At 70.5% G+C, this 20,413-nt stretch carries 9 protein-coding genes and 1 pseudogene; 4 read left to right on the forward strand and 6 right to left on the reverse strand.

The window, feature by feature from the left end; all coding sequences use genetic code 11:
* The first annotated feature begins 51 nt into the window (after positions 1-51).
* A complete protein-coding gene (glpK, locus tag ACFVTH_RS13380; protein ID WP_387091641.1) occupies positions 52-1,566 on the forward strand; it encodes a glycerol kinase GlpK in 1,515 nt (504 codons plus the stop codon).
* Between the two features lie 163 nt (positions 1,567-1,729).
* Here glpK and ACFVTH_RS13385 read toward each other — a convergent pair.
* The 6 genes and pseudogenes from ACFVTH_RS13385 to ACFVTH_RS13410 all read right to left on the reverse strand — a co-directional run.
* Positions 1,730-2,347, reverse strand: a pseudogene (locus ACFVTH_RS13385) (HAD family hydrolase); the annotation flags it as partial.
* Between the two features lie 54 nt (positions 2,348-2,401).
* Positions 2,402-2,542 (reverse strand): hypothetical protein, encoded by a 141-nt coding sequence (locus tag ACFVTH_RS13390; RefSeq protein ID WP_387091644.1) that lies wholly within the window; start codon positions 2,540-2,542, stop codon positions 2,402-2,404.
* Positions 2,539-3,114 (reverse strand): GNAT family N-acetyltransferase, encoded by a 576-nt coding sequence (locus ACFVTH_RS13395; protein ID WP_387091646.1) that lies wholly within the window; start codon positions 3,112-3,114, stop codon positions 2,539-2,541. The genes ACFVTH_RS13390 and ACFVTH_RS13395 overlap by 4 nt, the downstream gene beginning before the upstream one ends.
* A 2-nt stretch (positions 3,115-3,116) precedes the next feature.
* Entirely contained in the window at positions 3,117-4,130 is a 1,014-nt protein-coding gene (gene trpS, locus ACFVTH_RS13400) for a tryptophan--tRNA ligase (RefSeq protein WP_387091649.1), read from the reverse strand.
* A 40-nt stretch (positions 4,131-4,170) separates the two neighbouring features.
* The gene (locus ACFVTH_RS13405; protein ID WP_387091652.1) at positions 4,171-5,010 is read right to left on the reverse strand and encodes an exodeoxyribonuclease III; all 840 of its coding nucleotides are present in this window, start codon (positions 5,008-5,010) and stop codon (positions 4,171-4,173) included.
* A gap of 10 nt (positions 5,011-5,020) precedes the next feature.
* Positions 5,021-6,322 carry a YihY/virulence factor BrkB family protein gene (locus ACFVTH_RS13410; protein ID WP_387091655.1) on the reverse strand — a complete coding sequence of 434 codons (1,302 nt, stop codon included), beginning with the start codon at positions 6,320-6,322 and terminating at the stop codon, positions 5,021-5,023.
* Positions 6,323-6,626: 304 nt separating this feature from the next.
* Here ACFVTH_RS13410 and ACFVTH_RS13415 point away from each other — a divergent pair, with 304 nt between their 5' ends.
* The 3 genes from ACFVTH_RS13415 to ACFVTH_RS13425 all read left to right on the forward strand — a co-directional run bounded on the left by ACFVTH_RS13415 (position 6,627) and on the right by ACFVTH_RS13425 (position 20,282).
* Positions 6,627-10,037 (forward strand): VWA domain-containing protein, encoded by a 3,411-nt coding sequence (locus ACFVTH_RS13415; protein ID WP_387091657.1) that lies wholly within the window; start codon positions 6,627-6,629, stop codon positions 10,035-10,037.
* A gap of 230 nt (positions 10,038-10,267) precedes the next feature.
* On the forward strand, positions 10,268-12,772 hold the full coding sequence (locus ACFVTH_RS13420; RefSeq protein WP_387091659.1) for a hypothetical protein: 2,505 nt from the start codon (positions 10,268-10,270) through the stop codon (positions 12,770-12,772).
* Between the two features lie 427 nt (positions 12,773-13,199).
* Entirely contained in the window at positions 13,200-20,282 is a 7,083-nt protein-coding gene (locus ACFVTH_RS13425; RefSeq protein WP_387091661.1) for a DUF5979 domain-containing protein, read from the forward strand.
* The last annotated feature ends 131 nt before the right edge of the window (positions 20,283-20,413 follow it).

The raw sequence follows: 20,413 nt of genomic DNA on the forward strand, positions 1-20,413 counted from the left end.
GGCATCCACCCCTCACCCCTCACCATTCACTGACAGCAACGGAGTTCTCAGATGGCTGACTACGTACTCGCGATCGACCAGGGCACGACCTCGTCGCGCGCGATCATCTTCGACAAGGCCGGATCGATCGTCTCGACCGGGCAGCTCGAGCACGAGCAGATCTTCCCCAAGGCGGGCTGGGTCGAGCACGACGCCGCCGAGATCTGGCGCAACACGGGCGAGGTGATCGGCCAGGCCCTGGGCAAGGCGAACCTCACGCGCCACGACATCGCCGCGGTGGGCATCACCAACCAGCGCGAGACCACGGTCGTGTGGGACAGGACGACCGGCGAGCCGGTCTACAACGCGATCGTCTGGCAGGACACCCGCACGCAGCCGATCGTCGACCGCCTCGCCGCCGACGGCGGCGTCGAGCGCTTCAAGGCGAAGGTCGGCCTGCCGCTCGCGACCTACTTCTCGGGCACGAAGGTCGTCTGGATCCTCGAGAACGTGCCCGGCGCGCGCGAGAAGGCGGAGGCCGGCGACCTGCTCTTCGGCACCACCGACAGCTGGGTGCTGTGGAACCTCACGGGTGGCGTCGACGGCGGTGTGCATGCGACGGATGTCACGAACGCGAGCCGCACGATGTTCATGGACCTCGAGACCCTCCAGTGGGACGACGAGATCCTCGGCGTCTTCGGGGTTCCCCGCTCGATGCTTCCCGAGATCAAGTCGTCGTCGGAGGTCTACGGCACCGCGAACGAGCACTCGCTGCTGCGGGAGACCCCCATCTCCGGCATCCTCGGCGACCAGCAGGCCGCGACCTTCGGGCAGGCGGCGTTCGCGACCGGCGAGGCGAAGAACACCTACGGCACGGGCAACTTCCTCATCTTCAACACGGGCGAGGAGATCGTCCACTCGAGGAACGGACTGCTGACCACCGTCGGTTACAAGCTCGGCGACCAGCCGGTGCACTACGCGCTCGAGGGCTCGATCGCCGTCACGGGTTCGCTGATCCAGTGGCTCCGGGACAACCTCGGACTCATCTCCTCGGCCGCCGAGGTCGAGGAGCTGGCGAAGTCGGTCGAGGACAACGGCGGCGCGTACTTCGTGCCGGCGTTCTCGGGCCTGTTCGCGCCGTACTGGCGGCCCGACGCCCGCGGTGCGCTCGTCGGCCTCACGCGCTTCGTGAACAAGGGCCACATCGCCCGCGCCGCGCTCGAGGCGATCGCCTTCCAGACGCGCGACGTGATCGAGGCCGTGAACGCGGACGCCGGCGTCGACCTGACCGAGCTCCGCGTCGACGGCGGCGCCACCGCCAACGACACCCTGCTGCAGTTCCAGGCCGACATCCTCGGCGTGCCGGTCGTGCGGCCGGTCGTGGCAGAGACGACCGCGCTCGGCGCGGCCTACGCCGCGGGCCTCGCGGTCGGGTTCTGGTCGAGCCTCGACGAGCTCGCCCAGAACTGGCAGGAGGACACGCGCTGGACCCCGTCGATGGACGAGGCCGAGCGTGCGCGACTCGACCGCAACTGGAAGAAGGCCGTCTCGAAGACCCTCGACTGGGTCGACGGCGACGTCGTCTGACGTCGAGCACCCCCACCGCGGGTTACGGTGGATTCACGGGCCGGGCGCATGGGGGTGCGCTCGGCCCGTCCTCGTCGTCGGTGTCGGTACTGGGCACCCGCTCCCCGCGGGCGTCGGCCGCGCGGCGCGGTCGTGGATCCGAACGGTCGCCCGCCTCGGCGCTTCAGCCTCGCAGGTGCGGCCGGAGGGCCGCCGAGAGCTCGTCGAGCGAGGCGATCTCGATGACGCCGACGGTCTCGGCGTCGGCAGCCTCCTCGGCGCTCGGCTCGACGCCGAAGCGGTTCAGCCACACGCCGATGAGTCCGGCCCGTGCCGCGCCGATCGCGTCGGTCGCCAGGCGATCGCCGACGTAGGCGACCCACGACACCGGATGCTCGGCCGCGAAGAGGCCGACCGCGAGCTCGAAGATCGCCGGGTCGGGCTTCGTGACGCCGACCGCACCGGAGGCGACCACGTGCGCGAAGCGCTCGCGGATGCCGAGGCGGTCGAGCTTGGCGAGCTGGAAGTCGAGCTCGCCGTTCGTGATGACGCCGACGCGCACCCCGGGGATGTCGTCGCCGAGTCGATCGACGGCCGGCAGCGCGTCGGCGTGCAGGGCCCACGACTCGCGGTACCGCTCGAAGTACCGGTCGAACCACGCTCCGGCCGCGAGCTCGTCGAGCTCATCGCCGTGCGCGAGGGCGAAGTCTCGGGCGCGGGCCCGACGCTGCCCCTCGAAGGTCAGCCGCCCGGCGAGGTACTCGTGGTAGTGCTGTTCTTCGAGCTCGTGCCAGAGCCGCTGCGCGGCCGCGACCGGGTCGCCGGAGGGCTCGTCGCGGGCGCCGGTCGATGCGTCTTATGCGCGTTCGCGCATGTGCAGCACGATTCCGGCGGCCACCGCTTCGCGGTGCGCCATGAGCGTGTCGTCGAGGTCGAAGAGCACGACCGGCGTCGGGGCCGTCGCCTCGTCGCCCGGGCGACGGTTCGTGATCGTCACGCGGCACCGCCGAGGAGCGGCGCCCAACTCTCGTACGCGTCGGCGTCGGGGGTCGCCCCGCGCTCGCCCGACCACCCGACGAGATCGGCGCCGTCGCGCCCGGGGACCGTCGTCTCGGGCGTCGTCGTGCTGCGGAACCCGGCCGCACGCGCCACCATCGCCGAGCCGACGTTGCCCGCGTTGGCCCGCCAGGTCACCGTCTCGGTGCCGGGCAGTTCGGCGAACGCCCACTCGCAGACGGCGAGCAGCGCCTCGGTCATGTAGGCCGAACCGCGGTGCTCGGACCCGAGCCAGTAGCCGACCTCGCGGGCATCGGTGCGCAGGCTGATCACCCCGAGCAGCGGACCGCCCTGCTCGGCGCGGAGCGCCCACGTGAGCTCGCCGCCCGACGACCACGCCGACGGCACATACTCCGTGAGGAATCCACGTGCGTGCGCCTCGGTGTACGGCCACGGCGTGGTGAGGTACTCTTCGAAGAGCGGGTCGGTGCAGTACTCGGCGACGCGCGCGACATCGCCCTCGACCGGGAGGTCGAGCACGAGTCGCGCGGTGCGCAGGGCGACCGGCTGCATGGTCAGCGTGCGCGCCTGAGGAAGCCGATGCGGTCGTAGACCGTCGCGAGCGTGGCCTCGGCGACCTCGCTCGCGCGGTCGGCGTTGACGCCGAGCAGGCGGTCGAGCTCGGCGGGGTCGTCGAGCAGTTCGAGCGCCCGTGCCCGGATGGGCTCGAACTCGTCGACGACGACCTCGGCGAGCGCCTTCTTGAAGTCGCCGTAGCCGCGGCCCGCGAACTCCTGCTCGAGCTCGGGGACGCTGCGGCCCGAGAGCACGGAGAAGATCGTGAGCAGGTTCGAGACGCCGGGCTTGTGCTCGCGGTCGAAGCGGACCTCGCCGTCGGTGTCGGTGACGGCGCGCATGATCTTCTTCGCGGTGACCGAGGGCTCGTCGAGCAGCCACAGGATGCCCGCCGGCGTGTCGCCCGACTTCGACATCTTCGACGTCGGGTTCTGCAGGTCGTAGATGCGTGCGGTCTCGCGCTGGATCGCCGGCTCGGGCAGCACGAAGGTGCCGGCGCCGAAGCGGGCGTTGAACCGGGTCGCGAGGTCGCGGGTGAGTTCGACGTGCTGCTTCTGGTCGTCGCCGACGGGGACGATCTCGGTCTGGTAGAGCAGGATGTCGGCGGCCATCAGGACGGGGTAGGCGAAGAGGCCGACGCTCGTCGCGTCGGCGCCCTGCTTCTGCGACTTGTCCTTGAACTGGGTCATTCGCCCGGCCTCGCCGAAGCCCGTGATGGTGTTGAGCACCCATGCCAGCTCGGCGTGCGCGGGCACGTGCGACTGCACGTACAGCGTCGAGCTCGACGGGTCGATGCCCGCGGCGATGTACTGCGCTGCGGTGCGGCGAGTCTTCTCACGGAGTTCGGCGGGGTCTTGCGCCACGGTGATGGCGTGCATGTCGACGACCGAGAAGAAGGCGTCGTGCGTGGTCTGCAACTCCTTCCACTGGAGGAGGGCACCGATGTAGTTGCCGGCGTGAAGCGAGTCGGCGGAGGGCTGCATTCCCGAGTAGAGGCGGGGCTTCGGCGTCATGGGGTGGTCCTTCGAAGTGTGCGGCCGCGGTGCGGCAGGGTCAGATGGCGTAGTCGACGACGACCGGGGCGTGGTCGGACCATCGCTGGTCGTAGGCGGCCGCCCGGTCGATCGTGTACCGCTGCATCGTCTCGGCGAGGGCGGGCGTCGCCAGCTGGTAGTCGATGCGCCAGCCGGTGTCGGTGTCGAACGCCTTGCCGCGCTGCGACCACCACGTGTAGGGCCCGGGGACCTCGCCGGCGTCGCGCCGGCCGAGGTCGACCCAGCCGAGCCCGGCGCCCGCGTTGTACGCCTCGTCGCCCTCGGCGCCCACGAACCGGTCGAAGTACGCGCGCTCCTCGGGCAGGAAGCCGGCGCGCTTGACGTTGCCCTTCCAGTTCTTGATGTCGAGGGTGCGGTGGCCGACGTTGAGGTCGCCGACGACGACCGCGAGCTCGGAGTGCTCGGCGAGCTTCGGCAGGCGCTCGACCATGGCGTCGAGGAACTTGAACTTCTCGACCTGCTTGGGGGTGTCGACCTCGCCCGAGTGGACGTAGGCCGAGACGACGGTGATGACGCGGTCGCCGACCTCGTAGTCGGCCTCGAGCCAGCGCCCGGCGGTGTCGAAGTCGGCCGCGCCGAGCTCGACCCGGTGGATGTGGGCGCGGCGGCGGCTCGCGATGGCGACGCCCGCGCGGCCCTTCGCCGTCGCCGGGTCGTGCAGGATGTCCCACTCGTCGCCGAGCAGCCCCTGCAGGTCTTCGGTCGAGGCACGCACCTCTTGCAGGGCGAGGATGTCGACGTCGCGGCCGGCGAGCCACTCGCCCATGCCCTTGCGGAATGCGGCTCGCACTCCGTTGACGTTGACGCTGGCGAGACGGAGGGGCTTCGCGGAGGGCATGCCCTCGATCCTACGGGAGCCATCCGACGTGCTTCGCCGTGGGGGCCTCGTCGCGCTGGCGCGCCTCGAGGTCGGCGAGATCCTGCTCGGCGCGGGCGAGTCGCCGCTTCGCGGGGAGTCGGTCGTACCAGCTCGCCGCGGCGAGGGCGTCGCGCGCGTCGCGCACGCGCACCCTGGCCGCCGTCAGGAGGGCGTCGCGTTCGCGCTGGCGCGCCTCGGCCGCGAGCTGCTCGGGCGTCACGTCCCGCAGCGTCTCGTTCGCGTCGGACGCCTCGACCGCGATCCAGCTCGCCGCGGTGAGGATCACGATGCTCGTGAGGTGGAACCAGAGCAGGAGTGCGATGAACACCGTGAAGGTCGCAAGGAGCGGATTGCGGGTCGCGCTCTGCACGAGCAGCCCGCTGAGCATCTGCATGACCGAGATCGCGCCCGAGCCGAGGAGCGAGCCGACCCACATGCGTCGCCACGGCATGGCCGCGCCGGAGAGGAACCGGAACATCACCGCGAGGGCGAGGGTGTCGATGACGAAGACGACGAGGATCGAGCCGAACTGGATGAGGAACGACTCCCAGCCGCTCGCGTTCGGGGCGTCGACGAGGTCGAACAGCCAGGAGATGAACGAGGTCGACGCCACCGAGAGCACGGAGGCGAGGATCAGCACGGCGCCGAAGGCGACGCCCGCGAGGAAGTCGCGGGCCTTGAGCAAGGCGTACGCGCGCGTGTCCTTCGGGAGGCCGAAGATGCTCCGCACCGACATCCGCGCATAGGTGATCCAGCCGATCGCGGTCCAGATGAGGCCGATGAGGGCGATGGCACCCGTCCACCCGAAGACGCCGGTGCTCGACTGGGCGATCGTCGTGAGGTCCTCGTTCGAGATGATGCCGGTCGGCCCGATGAGCCCCGGTGCGTACGAGTTGAGCAGGTTGATGAATGCCTGCAGGGTGTCGTCGTCGCTCGTCAGCCAGATGCCGGCCACGGCGAACACGACGTACACGGCCGCGAAGATCGCGAAGAGGGCCTGGTAGCTGAGCCCCGCGGCGAGGATGAACCCGTTGCGGGCGAGGAAGTGCCGCCAGACCCGCACCGGGAACAGCGCGAGCGTCTTCTTCGTGATGGTGTTCACCCGGCTGATCGGCTCCTCGAAGCGGTCGAGGATCGGCTGGCTCACCGCGTCGAACCTGGCCCGCGCCGAGCGAGGGTCGGCGTCGGGGCCCTCGACGGCCGTCGGCGCGGGCGCCGCGCCCGCATGCTGCCGGCCGTCGGCCCCGGAGCGCACCCGGCCGCTGGGCTCAGGCGTCGTTCGCTCGCTCACGCCCCCAACATTAGCGACGCGCGGTGGGATGCCTCGGAGGCGCCCGGCCGAGCGGCCCACGCCGCGCTCAGTGGCATCACTGAGCCGGACTCAGCGTGTACCCCGAACGCGACGCTCGGCGTACCCCGAATTCGGGGGGTTCGAACTGAGGATTCCTTGAAAACGGGGGACAGGGCGGCGCAGACTGGCGGCGCTGACCCGAATGCCGAGCCGGCGGATTCACACGGAAGTGAGAAGAGCCATGCAACTGCGCACCCGCACACGCCCCGGGCCCGGAGGGCGATCCCGGGGGACGCGACGCCCCGTGAACGGCGTCCTCGCCGCGCTCGTCGCGGGAGCCCTCGTGCTCGTCGGGGCTCCGACGATCGCGGCCGCCGAGGCCGTCGACCCCGCCGCCCCGATCGCCGCCGAGGCCGAGCCGAGCACCGAGCCGGCAACCCCCGCCGAGACGCCGCCCGAGCCGGCCCCCGACCCCGCACCCGCAGAGCCGGCGCCCGCGCCGGATCCGGCAGAGCCAGTGCCCGAGCCCGAGCCCGAGCCCGCCGAGCCGGCGCCCGATCCCGGTCCGGCGACCGAGCCCGAGCCCGGGCCGGAACCGGCGCCCGCGCCGATGGCCCCCGCTCCGGAGGCCGCGACCGCGGCGCCGGCACCCGTCGACTGCGAGCTCATCCCGATCGCGAACGACGATCGCAGCGCACGCGACGCCTGCCTCGCGACGCAGCAGGCCGGACTGCGCAGCCTCGCCGCCGCCCAGGTCGGCACGGTGACGAACCCCGACCTGCAGCCGAGCTGCGGGATCGACTTCGCGCTGGTGCTCGACAAGTCCGGTTCCATCGGCGAAGCCGGCATCGCCGACCTGAAGGCGGCCGCCGACGCGTTCACCGCAGCGCTGGTCGACACCGGCTCCCAGGTCTCGGTGACCGCCTTCGACCAGGACGCCGCGGTGCTGCTCGGCGCCACCGACCTCACGAGCGCCAACCTCGCCGCGGTCCAGGGCTCCTACGCCGGCCTGACGAGCGACGGATGGACGAACTGGAAGCGGGGGCTCGAGCTCGCGCACGGCACGTTCGGCGGGTTCGACGACGCGGTCGAGCTGACCATCATGATCACCGACGGCAACCCGAACACGGTCGACCCGGGCAACGGGGGCGAGTTCCCCGACGGGTCGCCCGGCGCGCTCGACCCGGCCGTCACCGAGGCGAACGCGATCAAGCTCTCGCCCTCGCACCTGTTCGGCATCGCCGTGGGCGGCGACCTCGACCTCGCGCCGATCCAGGCGATCTCGGGCGACGACGCCTACGCGGGCGACCTCTCGAGCGCCGACTACGCCGTCACCGACGACTACGACACGCTCGGCGTCCAGCTGAAGGAGATCGCGCTCGAGCTCTGCGGCGGCTCGGTGTTCGTGCACAAGGAGATCGCCGGCGAGCCGATCGAGGGCTGGGAGTTCTCGACCGAGGACGCCGAGGTCGCGCCGGCATCCCGGCTCACGGACGACACCGGCGTCACCGGGGCCTTCGAGGTGACCGGATTCTCGAGCGACTCCCGCGAGGTGGTCTTCTCCGAGGAGGACCGTCAGTTCCACTCGATGGACTCGGTGAGCTGCGAGGACGGCGACGGGCCGGTGCCGACGAGCATCGTCGACGAGCTGAGCTGGCGGGTCGAGGTCGGCATCGAGGCCATCGTGCACTGCACCGTGGTGAACGACGTCGAGGCGCCCGTGTGGCGGGTCTCGAAGAGCGCCGATCCGCCGAGCGGCACCGCGGTCGAGCCCGGCGACGAGATCGAGTACACGCTCTCGATCGAACACGTGAGCGGGCCCGCGGCGACCGACCTCGAGCTGTTCGACGACATCTCGCAGCTGGCGCCGTACGTCGACTTCGAGGGGTTCGTCGGAGCGCCGCCGGTGGTCGAGTCGAGCTGGAACGTCCTCCAGCCGGGCCGGCTCTTCCTGAAGCTCGCGACGCTCGATCCCGGTGCGACGCTCGAGATCTCGTACCTCGTGTCCGTCTCTGCCGACACTCCGCCGGGCACGGTCCTCCGCAACCACGTGCTCACCAACTGCCCGGGCGGCCCGCTGCTCGTCGAGCCCGGCGAGCTCGAACCGCTGCCGGAGGAGTGCGTCACGGAGCATCCCACCCCGGGGTTCGTGATGTGGAAGACGAGTGACCCGGCCGACGGCCTCGTCGAGCCCGGCGACACGATCGAGTACACCTTGCACGCCTGGAACTTCTCCCAGGCCGAGGTGACGGGCGCGACCGCGGTCGACGACCTCGTCGACGTGCTCGACGACGCCGAGCTCGTCGAACCGCTCGACCCGTCGCTCGAGCTCGACGGTACCTCGCTCGAATGGGCGATCCCGACCCTTCCGGTCGGATCGGCCGAGGCGACGGTGTCGTTCGAGGTCGTGGTCGACGACGACGCGTGGGCTGCGGAGCTCGTGAACGTCGTGACACCCGAGCCGCCGGGCATCTGCCCCTCCGCCGAGACCGAGGAGCTGCCCGTGCTCGAGCGGCTCGACGCGGAGGCGGTGCCGGCGGCCGAGCCGCCGGAAGTGACCGACTGCACGACCGAGCACCGCACGCCCGACGTCGACCTCGCCGTCACGAAGACCGCGACGACCGCGGACGACGCGCCCGTCGACTCGGGGGCGACCCCGCCCGACGTGATCGCGTACGAGGTGCTCGTCGAGAACCTCGGCGAGGATCCCGCCTACGGCGTCGAGGTCACCGACGTGCTGCCCGACGGGGTGACCTTCGTGCCGGGCTCGGAGCTGGTCGTCACCGTGCCCGCGGGGGAGGAGGCGGACTGGACGATCGACGACTCGGTCGACGGCGAGCTGACGTTCCGCTACCCGGGGCCGTTCTCCCCGGGCGACACGGCGACGATCACCTTCGACGTCGAGGTCGGCGAGCTGGCGCAACCCGATCCGACGGTGCCCATCCCCGACCTCGTGAACACCGTCTGCGTCTTCAGCGGACCGGTGCCCGAACCCGAGGCGCCGTCGCTCGTGGCCGCGCTCGACGTGGTCGGGCCGGGGGCCGACGAGCCGAGCCGCGACGGGAACCCCGAGAACGACTGCGACGAGGCGGAGACGCCGGTGAAGTCCATCGCGCTCGACGGCGCCGCGCAGTGCATCAACGACACCCCGTGGTTCGAGTACTCGATCACGCCGGTGAACGTCGATCCGCTGCCCGAGGTCGCGCTGATCTGGTGGACGGCCGACGCCTTCGCGGCGCACGACCCGTCGATCGATGCGGCCGACGAGGCGGCGATCCTCGCCGACGGCGCGTCGCAGGTCGACTACATCGAGGCGCCCGACGGCTGGACGCCGGGCGACCCGATCGACGGGCGGCAGCTCTGGCCCGGTGCCGCGATCGACGAGGACGGCAACCCGACCGACTGGCCGGGGTGGACCCTCCTGCCGGACGGCACCTGGATCCTCGACCCGGACGCGCCGTTCTACGACCTCCGGGACGAGGCCGTGGTGGAGATCCGGATCAACCCCTCGACCGACGTGATCACGGTGTACCCGCCGCCCACGCCCAACTGCAACGCGGCGCCGCCCGAGAATCCCGGCGCGCCGTCGACGCCGTCGGGCATGGCGCGCACCGGCTTCGAGGCGGGATGGCTCGTGCCGCTCGCGGTGGCGCTGCTGGCGCTGGGGGCGACCGGGGTGGCGGTGCGATCGCGACGTCGGCTCGACGGCCGGTGATCGCCGGCTGATCCCGGACGAGCGGGAACGAGGGGGGTGCCGCGGCGCACGATGCGCCGTGGCATCCCCCGATTCGGGTCGGGGCGCCCGGACGGGGCTCGACGAGGGGACCCCGAATTCAGGGGACAAAAGCTGAGGAATCGTTGTTTCCGACCCCGGCGGCGGCGCACACTGGCAGTGCTGACCCGGTTTACCCGAGCCGGCTCCCACCTCGAGGTCTGGAGCTCGTCATGCACCGTCATCCACCTGCCCATCGCGCCCCGCATCCGACCCACGGCATCCGCGCCGCGCTGGCCGGACTGACGGTCGGCGCACTCGTGCTCTTCGGGGCGCCCGCGCTCGCCGCAGCGGAGGAGCTCCCCGCGAGCCCCGACGTCACGGCGAGCGAGCCGGCGCCCGAGCCGGTCGCCGAGCCGGCGCCGGCGCCGGAGCCGGAGCCGGCGCCTGCGCCCGAGCCGGCCGCCGAGCCCGCTCCGGAGCCCGAGCCGGCCGCCGAGCCCGCTCCGGAGCCGGTCGCCGAGCCCGCACCCGAGCCTGCGCCCGAAGCGGCGTCCGGCCCGCCCGCCGAGCAGGCGGCGCCCGCACCGGCTGCACGAACGGTCGCGCCGACGGGCGACGGCGACAACGACGGCCCGCCGGTGGTCACCGTTCCCGAGTGGAACGACCACGTGGCGATCTGTCACGCGACGAGCAGCGAGTCGAACCCGTACGTGTTCATCTCGCCGAGCGTGCGGTCGATCATCGACCCGAACGGCGACCCCGACGACCCGACCGACCCGACGCATGCGCACTCCGTGCACCAGGACGGCCGCGACATCATCCCGGTGTTCGACTACTTCGACAAGGAAGGCGTCCAGCACCACTTCCCGGGCCTCAACACCACGAAGACCGAGATCACCGAGGAGGACTGCAACCCGGCTCCTCCCTCGATCGAGCTGTTCGCCGCCGTGTGCACCGAGGTCGGCGGCACCCCGCCGCCGCTGAAGGTGACGCTGCTCGGCCTGCTGCTGAACTTCGACTACACGATCACCGTGTTCGTCGCGGGAACGGACGACGTCGTCGCCGAATTCGACTTCAGCGATCCCGACGGCACGCTCGATCACGACTTCCAGTTGCCACCGGGCACGTACGACGTGGTGCTGCATCGCGACGGCGAGGACCCCGAGAACGACCTGCAGAAGACCGTGACGGTGAACCCGTGCCCGACGGCGCCGGTGCCGCACTGGCTGCTCCAGAAGTGGTCGGACCCGACCGACGGCGCGATCGTCGAGCCCGGTGACGTCATCACCTACACGCTGCAGGCCGTCAACGACTCGGATGCCACGGTGACCGGGGCGCAGGCGTTCGACGACGTGAGCGACGTGCTCGACAACGGCACCCTCGGCGTCCTTCCCGCCGGGCTCACCGGGCCGGTCGGCGGTGTGCTGACCTGGGACATCCCCGACCTCGAGCCAGGCGCCAGCGCGACGGTCTCGTACACGGTGATGGTCGGCGACGATGTGTTCGGCGAACTGCTGCACAACGTCGTCGAGCCTGGCCCCGGCGGCGAGTGCCCGACCGACGAGGAGCCCGTGCCCCTCGACGAGCTGAACGCGCTCGCGGACGACGACCTGTGCGTCGTCGACCACCCCGTCATCGACATCGACCTCGTGCTCGTGAAGGACGAGGCGACCGAGGGCGACGAGCCGGTCGACTCGGGTGAGGACGACGTCATCACCTACACGCTGACGATCACGAACGAGGGGGAGGACCCGGCGTACCGCAGCTTCGTCGCCGACTTCCTGCCCGACGGCGTGACCTACGTCGACGGCTCGGCGGTGATCTCGCCGAACCCGGACGAGTGGGACCCGGTCGAGGTGTCGGACGGAATGCTCACCGTCCAGCACAACGGCTGGATCTTCCCGGGTGACGTCATCACCATCACCTTCGAGGTCACGGTCGGCGAGCTCTCGCAGCCCGCGCCCGACCAGCCGATCCCCGATCTCGTGAACGGCGCCTGCGTCGACAGCGAGGCGTACCCCGAGCGCGAGGCCCCGTCGATCGCGGCGGACGGTCTCGAGGCGGGGGAGCCCGGGTTCGACTCGGACTTCGACAACAACTGCGACGACGCGGAGACCCCGGTGAAGGCGATCGGGCTCGTGGGGCTCGCCCAGTGCGTGAACGACACCCCGTGGTTCACCTACGAGATCACGCCGTTCAACATCACCGATCCGGCCGCCAACCCGATCTCCCTGATCTGGTGGACGCCCGAGGCGTTCGCGAACCGCGATCCCTCGATCCCGGCGGACGACATCGCGGCGCTCCTCGCGGACGGCGCCTCGCAGGTCGATCCGATCGCCTACCCGGCCGGGTGGGTGAGCGGTGACACCATCTCCGGACAGCAGCTCTGGCCGGGGGCCGAGATCGACGAGAACGGCGACCCGATCGCCTGGCCGGGATGGACCCAGCTGGCGGACGGCACCTGGATCCTCGATCCGAGCGCACCGTTCTACGACCTGCGTTCGCAGGCGGTCGCCGAGATCCGGATCAACCCGTCGAACGACGCCGACGTGGTGTACCCGCCGCCGACGCCGAACTGCAACGCGGCGCCGGATCAGCCGTCGAAGCCGTCGAAGCCGGCCGGGCTCGCTGAGACCGGCGTCGAGACCTCGGCGATGCTGCCGATCGGCGCGATGCTCGTGCTGCTCGGGGCCGCAGTCATCGCGCGCGGACTGCGCCGCCGTCGCGAAGGCTGAGCCGATGATCGGATGCCCCGCCGGGAGCGATCCCGGCGGGGCATCCGTCTGCGCGCCGACCGGGGGACACGCGCCCCGTCCGGGGCTGTTCGGCGCCGAAGCATCCGAACGCATCGAACATGTCCCCCGTTTCGGACCGAAAGCGGGCGAGATCTGTACCCCGAAAGTGAGGATCCCCCCGTTTTGGTGCCACAAGCCCCCTGTTCGCTGCGAAATCCCGGTGCGAGGATGAGCGCGAACCCGTACCCGCGGGTTCACGCGTCCGCCTCGGCGGGCGAAACGGGGGTCGTGCCCGCGACTCCCGAGGCTCGGTCGCCCGGGCCGGAACACAGCCGGAAGCAGCGCTTCCGAAACCCGAAGGCTGATGATGAACGTCACGCGATCTCTCCGCACCCGTTCCACCGACCCGGCGACCGGACTCAGGTCCGTGCGGCTCCGCGCAAGGCGGGCGAGACAGCGTCTCATCAGCGCGCTCGCGATCACCGGTCTGCTCGCGACGGGCGGTGCCGTCTTCATGGCGGTCGCGCCGGCGTCGTCGGCTGCGGCGGCGGATCTCGGGCCGATCAAGACGAGCTTCGAGATCGACGGCAACAAGCCCGCCGGCAGCGGGGTCGACTGGGACACGGTGCTCGACGGGACGCCGACGACCGCGCCGTACATCACCGCATCGGGGCATCAGTCGTCGGGCATCGTCGACGCGTCATTCGCCTACGACTCCGGCGCGACCGCGGCGAACTGTACCGGCGGCGTCGACGACACCGTCTTCGCGGGCGGCGACAAGATCGACGACAACCCGTGGACTCCCAACACCAGCCCCGAGCCGAATGCGAAGGGCGACGGCTGCACCGCAGCCAGCGCGTACGAGATCGTGGATGTCGGCGGAGTTCCCCACTACATCCTCTATCAGTACTGGACGCGGCTGCAGGGCCTCGGCGACATGACCACCTACCAGGTGCTCGCCGGCCCGAACGCAGACAGCTTCGACGACGACTACCTCGTCGAGTTCAACTACGAGTCGAGCGGGCCGACCACCCAGGTGCGCATCCTCGACTGGGACGGGAACAGCTGGGAGCCGATCGGCGCCTCGTTCCCGTATCAGGCCGCGATCGGCACGAACACGGACACGCCGTCGACGGGCAACGACGCGACGTTCGGCGAACTCGCCGTCGACCTGACCGCTGCGGGCGTGCTCGGCACCGGCACCTGCCGCACCTTCACCGCCGACGGCTTCATCACCCGTACCGGCAACAGCCAGCAGGCATCGACGGAGGACATCGTCCGCGACCCGACGCCGCTCACGGTCTCGAACTGCGGCGGCCTCGTCGTGAAGAAGGTCGGCACCGATGGCGCACCCGACGCCGACTTCAACTACTCGGTCGTGCGCACGGGCGGCGGGCAGGTCCACGACGGAACGCTGACCGGCCCGACCGACACCGTCGCGGGCAACAACGGGCTCGGCGCGACGATCGGCATCGGCGACACCCACAACTGGGGCAACGTCTTCGCCGGCAACGACTACAAGCTCACCGAGGCGGCACCGCCCTCGCCGTGGGCGTTCAAGCAGACCACGTGTTCGGTGACGAACCCCACGAGCGGCCAGCTCGAGACCGCCACCGACGGCAGCTTCAAGATGTACGTCGGCGCGACCACCACCTGCACGATCGAGAACGTGACCTCGGGCGTGAAGATCACCAAGGCCGCCGCGGGCGACGCCGCGACCTTCGACTTCACCGTCACCGGCCAGCAGGGCAACGTGCAGGTGGCCGGCGGGCAGAGCTCGCAGGTCTTCTACTACACGCCGGGCAGCAGCGTCGACATCACGGAGATCGCCGAGCCGGGCACCCCGCAGTGGAACCTCACGTCGATCGTCTGCGACGCCGACGGCGACGGCGACGCCGACGTGTTCCTCGAGACCGCGACGGCCAAGCTGAAGACCATCGCGGGCCAGGTGCTCAACTGCACGTTCACCAACCAGCAGGACGGCCAGATCAGGATCGTCAAGAACGTGGCGGGCGACAACGGCACGTTCAGCTTCACGACGACCGGCGCCGACCTCTCGGGCTTCGACCTCACCACCGTCGGCGGCACCGCGTCCAAGCTCTTCGACAGCGTCGCCCCGGGTGCCTACACGGTCACCGAGACCACGCCGGCCCCGCTCTACGACCTCACCAACCTCAGCTGCGTCGAGGACGGCACGAACGACTCGACCGTCTCGCTGGGCCAGGGCAAGGCGACCATCAACGTGCAGCCCGGCGAACTGGTCACCTGCACCTACACGAACACGCAGCGCGGCAACATCATCGTCACGAAGCAGACGAACCCCGACGGCTCGCCGCAGCTGTTCGACTTCACCCTCACCGGCCAGAGCGGCTTCTCGCTGAGCGACGGCCAGTCGAAGGCGTTCAACAACATCGTGCCGGGCGCCTACACGCTCGCCGAGCTCGCCGAGGCGGGCTGGGACGTCACGAGCATGACCTGCTCGGGCGAGACCCCCACCACCGACTCGCCGATCGGCATCACCCTCTCGCCGGGTGAGACCGTCGAGTGCACCGTGCTCAACACGGCGACGAAGGGCAGCGTGACCGTCGAGAAGAAGGTCGACGGCGTGCCCGAGGGCTACGACTGGTCCTTCCCGATCTCGATCAGTCCGGTGCCCGGCGGCCAGCAGGGCACCATCGACGCGACGGACGACGACCCCATCGTCGAGTGGACCGACCTCGACGTCGGCACGCAGTACACCCTCACCGAGGGCGAGCTCGCCGGCTGGGACGAGGGCGCGATCAGCTGCGAGGGCATCGACGACGAGTCGGATGCCCCGGGCTTCCAGTTCACCGTCACCCCGGGTCTCTCGCTCGAGTGCGAGGTCACGAACGTCGCCGAACCCGGCGAGGTCAGCGTGACCAAGTCCGTCGACGGCGTCGCCGACGACACCGAGTGGGAGTTCGACCTCACGATCGACCCGGCCGACGGCGTGAAGCCCAGCGCGACCCAGACCGTCTCGGGGACGGGCAACACGAGCGACACCGTGACCTGGACCGACCTCGTCATCGGCGAGGAGTACACGATCACCGAGCACCTGCCCGCGGGCTGGACCGGCGGCGTCGTCGAGTGCGGACCCGATTCGAACCCCGACCTGCCGGGCGACCAGTTCGTGGTCACCCCGGGCTTCTCGCTCGAGTGCACCGTGAAGAACGAGGCGGAGCCCGCCTCGGCGAAGGTCACCAAGACCTCGGTCGGCGCAGCCGGCAGCTTCACCTTCGTGCTGACGCCGATCGACCCGGCCGGCGCCCCCGTCGAGCAGATCGTGACCACCCCCGCCGGCGGCGGGGTGGGCGACACCACGTTCACCGACCTCGTGCCCGGCACCACCTACTCGCTCGCCGAGAAGGACCCGGGGGCGGGCTGGGTCGCGGGCGAACTCGTCTGCGAGGTCACCCACGCCGGCGAGCAGACCGCTGAGGCCGTCGACGAGTCGGGCTTCACCGTCGAGCCGGGCGACGTGTTCGAGTGCGACATCACGAACACCGCCAAGGGCAAGATCATCATCGTCAAGAACATCGACGGCGCCGACGGCACCTTCCAGTTCACGGGCACGTGGCCCTGGGCCGGCAACCCGTCGATCGGCTCGTTCGGCGTGACGACGACCGGCGGCACCGGCGCCAACAGCTACGACAACGTCGTGGTCGGCAGCTACAGCGTCACCGAGCTGCTGACGAACTCGCACGTGGGCGAGCTCGTCGGCTGCGTCGAGTCCCGCGTCGGCGGCGCCGACGACGGCTCGTCGATCGACCAGGTGAACCCGCTCAAGGGGCTCATCGACCTCGACCCGGGCGAGACCGTCGTCTGCACCTACTCGAACACCGAGCTGTCGACGATCATCGTCGACAAGGTGGTGCCCGGCGTCGGCGAGATCCCCGGTGGCGCGAACCAGGAGTTCCCCTTCACCTTCGCGGGTGACGGCGAGCAGGTGTTCGCGCTCACCGACGGCGAGCAGCCGCAGACCTTCGGCTCGCTCCTCCCCGGTGACTACAGCGTCACCGAGGGCGACACCCCGAACTGGGATCTCACCGGGCTCGAGTGCACGCCGTCGGACGGCGTGGACACCGAGGGCGCGACCGCGAACATCGACCTCGAGGCCGGGCAGACCGTGGTCTGCACGTTCACGAACGCCCCCGAGACCGGCGACGTGACCGTGCGCAAGATCGTCGAGGGCGTGCCGCAGGGCTACCCCTTCGACTTCGAGATCACGATCTCGCCGGCGGTGGGCGCCCAGCCCGCCACGCAGCACGTGACCGAGGCCGACGCCAGCGTCAGCTGGAGCGACCTCGTGGTCGGCGAGACCTACACCCTCACCGAGGGCGACGAGGGAGGCTGGAACGAGGGCGGGTTCGTCTGCAACGGCGGCGACCTCGAGGACGCCGACGACTCGCTCGCCGGATTCCAGTTCGAGGTGACGCCCGGCCTGTCGATCAGCTGCACGATCACGAACGTGGCCGTGCCCGGCGAGGTCACCGTGACCAAGCACGTGACCGGCGTCCCCGACGGCTTCGAGTGGTCGTTCCCGCTCACGATCTCGCCCGCCGACGGCGTGCTGCCGCAGGCCGAGCAGACCGTGACCGGGGTGGGCAACGTGACCGACAGCGTCACGTGGACGAACCTGGAGATCGGCACGGTGTACACCGTGACGGAAGGCGAGCTGCCTCCGGGCTGGTCGGGCGGCACGGTGACGTGCACCGACTCCGACCCGCAGACGTCGGGCAACCAGTTCGTCGCGACGCCGGGCGCCACGCTCAGCTGCGACGTGACGAACGACGTGGTGCCGCCGACCGGGCTCATCACGAAGGAGCTCGTCTCCATCGGTCAGAACACCGAAGGCACGTGGGATCTCGTCTACGAGGTGAAGGTCGCGAACCAGAGCCCCGTTGCCCCGCTCGTCTACGACCTGCAGGACCAGCCGTTCTTCGGGGTCGGCATCGTGATCAACGAGGCCGAGGCCGAGGGGCCGAGCGACGAAGCGGCCGATTGGGATCCGACGGCGTCGAACTACGTGCTCGCCGATGACGAGTCGGTGCCGGCCTCCGGGACGGACACCTACACGATCACGATCAACGCCACCGCCGGCGAGGAGGTGTACGAGACCTCGCAGGACCAGTGCCAGGAGGGCGAGACGACCCTGGGCGGCTTCCGCAACACGGCGTTCCTGATCGTCGGCGAGGGCGAGCCGCAGCCGGCCACCGACTGCGACGAGCCGGGCCGCACGACCGTCACGAAGGAGCTCGTCGGCACCCCGGAGCGCGGTGACGACGGCAACTGGACGGTCACCTACGAGGTCGTCGTGACCAACGAGAGCGACACGCAGGACCAGTACTACGACCTCGAGGACGACCTCGGGTTCCCGGCCGGCGTGGAGATCCTGACCGCGGTCGCGACGAACGACGCGGGCGTCGACACCACGGGGTGGAACGGCGACTCCGAGACGACCCTCGCCGACGACGTGCCGATCCTCGCATCGGCGGTGCACACCTACACCATCGTGGTGGTGGCCGACGTCGACGAGATCACCGTGATCGACCACGTCACCTGCGAGGCATCGACCAGCGGTCGCGGCTTCTTCAACGAGGCCGTGCTCGACAACGGCACGATCGTGACCGAGGTCGACGACTGCGACACGATCCCCGTGGGCCGGCTCACGCTCCAGAAGCACGTCGACCTGTCGGCGTTCGAGGGCATCGACCTCGCCGACCTCGGGCTCGGCGACCTCGAGCAGCTCGCGCCGAAGGACTGGCTGCTCACGGGTACCGGCGCCGTCGAGAGCATCGCGGTGCTCGGCCACGTCGGCACCGTGTTCACCCTTCCCACCGGCGACTACGGTCTCTCCGAGGAGCCGACGGCGGAGGCGGCCGCCCACCCGCTGTTGAAGTACTTCTTCAGCCAGGGCTGGATCTGCGACCGCGACGGCGAGGGCGTCGACACGGCACTCGTCGAGGTCGGCGAACTCACGAGCTGCGACCTGACCAACAAGGCCGAACTCGTGGATGTCGGCATCGAGAAGGCCTACGACCTGAGCGGGCTGCCCGATGACGCCATCGAGGGCGGTGACGAGTTCAGCTACGTGCTCACGGTGACGAACCACTCGAGCATCGACGTGGCGGACCTCGACGTCACCGACCTGGTGGACCCGCAGCTCGAGGTCACGGGCGCGGCGACCTTCGAGGGAGTCGGCACCTGGACCGAGCAGCCGACGGTCGGCGACAACGAGTTCGCCGCCCATGGCGTCGGGCCGTTCGAGCCGGGCGACGTGACCACCATCACCATCCCGGTGCGGCTGCCGCAGCCCGACCCGGTCGAGACCGACATCGTCGGCCCCGACGACCCCGCCCCGCCGACCCCCGAGATCCAGCTCGGAGACATCCCGAACGAAGCCTGCGTGGCGATCACGGACGGCGAGGGCGTGCTGCCCGACCTGATCGCGGCCAACAACTGCGACGAGGTCGAGGTGCCGCGCAAGGCGATCGACCCGGCCGCCTACGTGCGCTGCGTCGCGGATGTCCCGTGGCTGTACTTCGACGTCGCGGTCAGCGAGCACGTCGAGCCGGGTGACATCACCGTGACGTGGACGAGCGCCGACGGCACCCTCACCGAGGTGCGCACGATCGCCTGGGAGGACCGGAACGAGCCCATGCTGTGGCCGGGTGCCGCGGTCGACGAGAACGGCATCCCGTACGAGTTCCCGGGCTGGCGTCCGATCACCGAGGAGGACCTCACGAACCCGCCGGTCCCGGGCACGCGGTTCGGCGACCTGATCCTCGATGAGAACGTGCCGACGTACCCGTGGCGCGACATGGTGAACCCGGCGACGATCACGTTCTCGGTGAACCCGTCGCAGTCGGTCCTCGCGGTGTACCCGCAGGCGCTGCCCGCCTGCGAGCTCGATCGGGAGCCCGAGGTCGACATCCTGAAGACCGCGAGCGTCGAGGAGGCGAAGCCCGGCACGAACTTCGAGTACACGCTCGAGGTCACCGCGACGGGGGTCGGCTCGGCCGATCCGGTCGAGGTCTTCGACGAGATCCCGTCGCACCTCCGGGTGGATGACATCACGACCGCCCCCGCCCCCGCGTTCCCGCGCTGGGAGAACTGCGAGGTCACCGGCCAGGATGCCGACGGCTACGGCGGATTGCTGCACTGCGACCTGCTCGGGGTGCTCGGACCGAACTACCCCGTGGCGCCGCCCATCGTGCTCGACGTCCACGTCGACCCCGACACGACGGCGACGAGCGTCGAGAACACCGGAGAGGTGTGCTGGCAGAACGCCGACGACACCTCCGAGGACCCCGAGGTGATCTGCGACGACTCGACCGTGACGGTGCGGATCCCGCAGCCGATGGCCGCCACCGGCTTCGCCGGTGAGCCCTTCATCTGGGGGGCCGCGGGCCTCGTGCTCCTCGGCGGACTGCTCGTCGCGGCCGGCATCGTGATCCGCCGGCGCAAGCAGGGCGAGCACACCGTGTGATCGAGATGATCGCGCACTGACGCAGCGCGTACGGGGGTCGGACCGTGAGGTCCGACCCCCGTTCGCATGTCCCCCGAACGGGGGAAGTCGAGTGATCGTCGAGTACCCCGCTTTCGGGTGACACGTCTGCA

Origin of the sequence: Agromyces sp. NPDC058104 (assembly GCF_042884835.1) — a bacterium.
In the GTDB taxonomy this organism is placed as follows: domain Bacteria; phylum Actinomycetota; class Actinomycetes; order Actinomycetales; family Microbacteriaceae; genus Agromyces.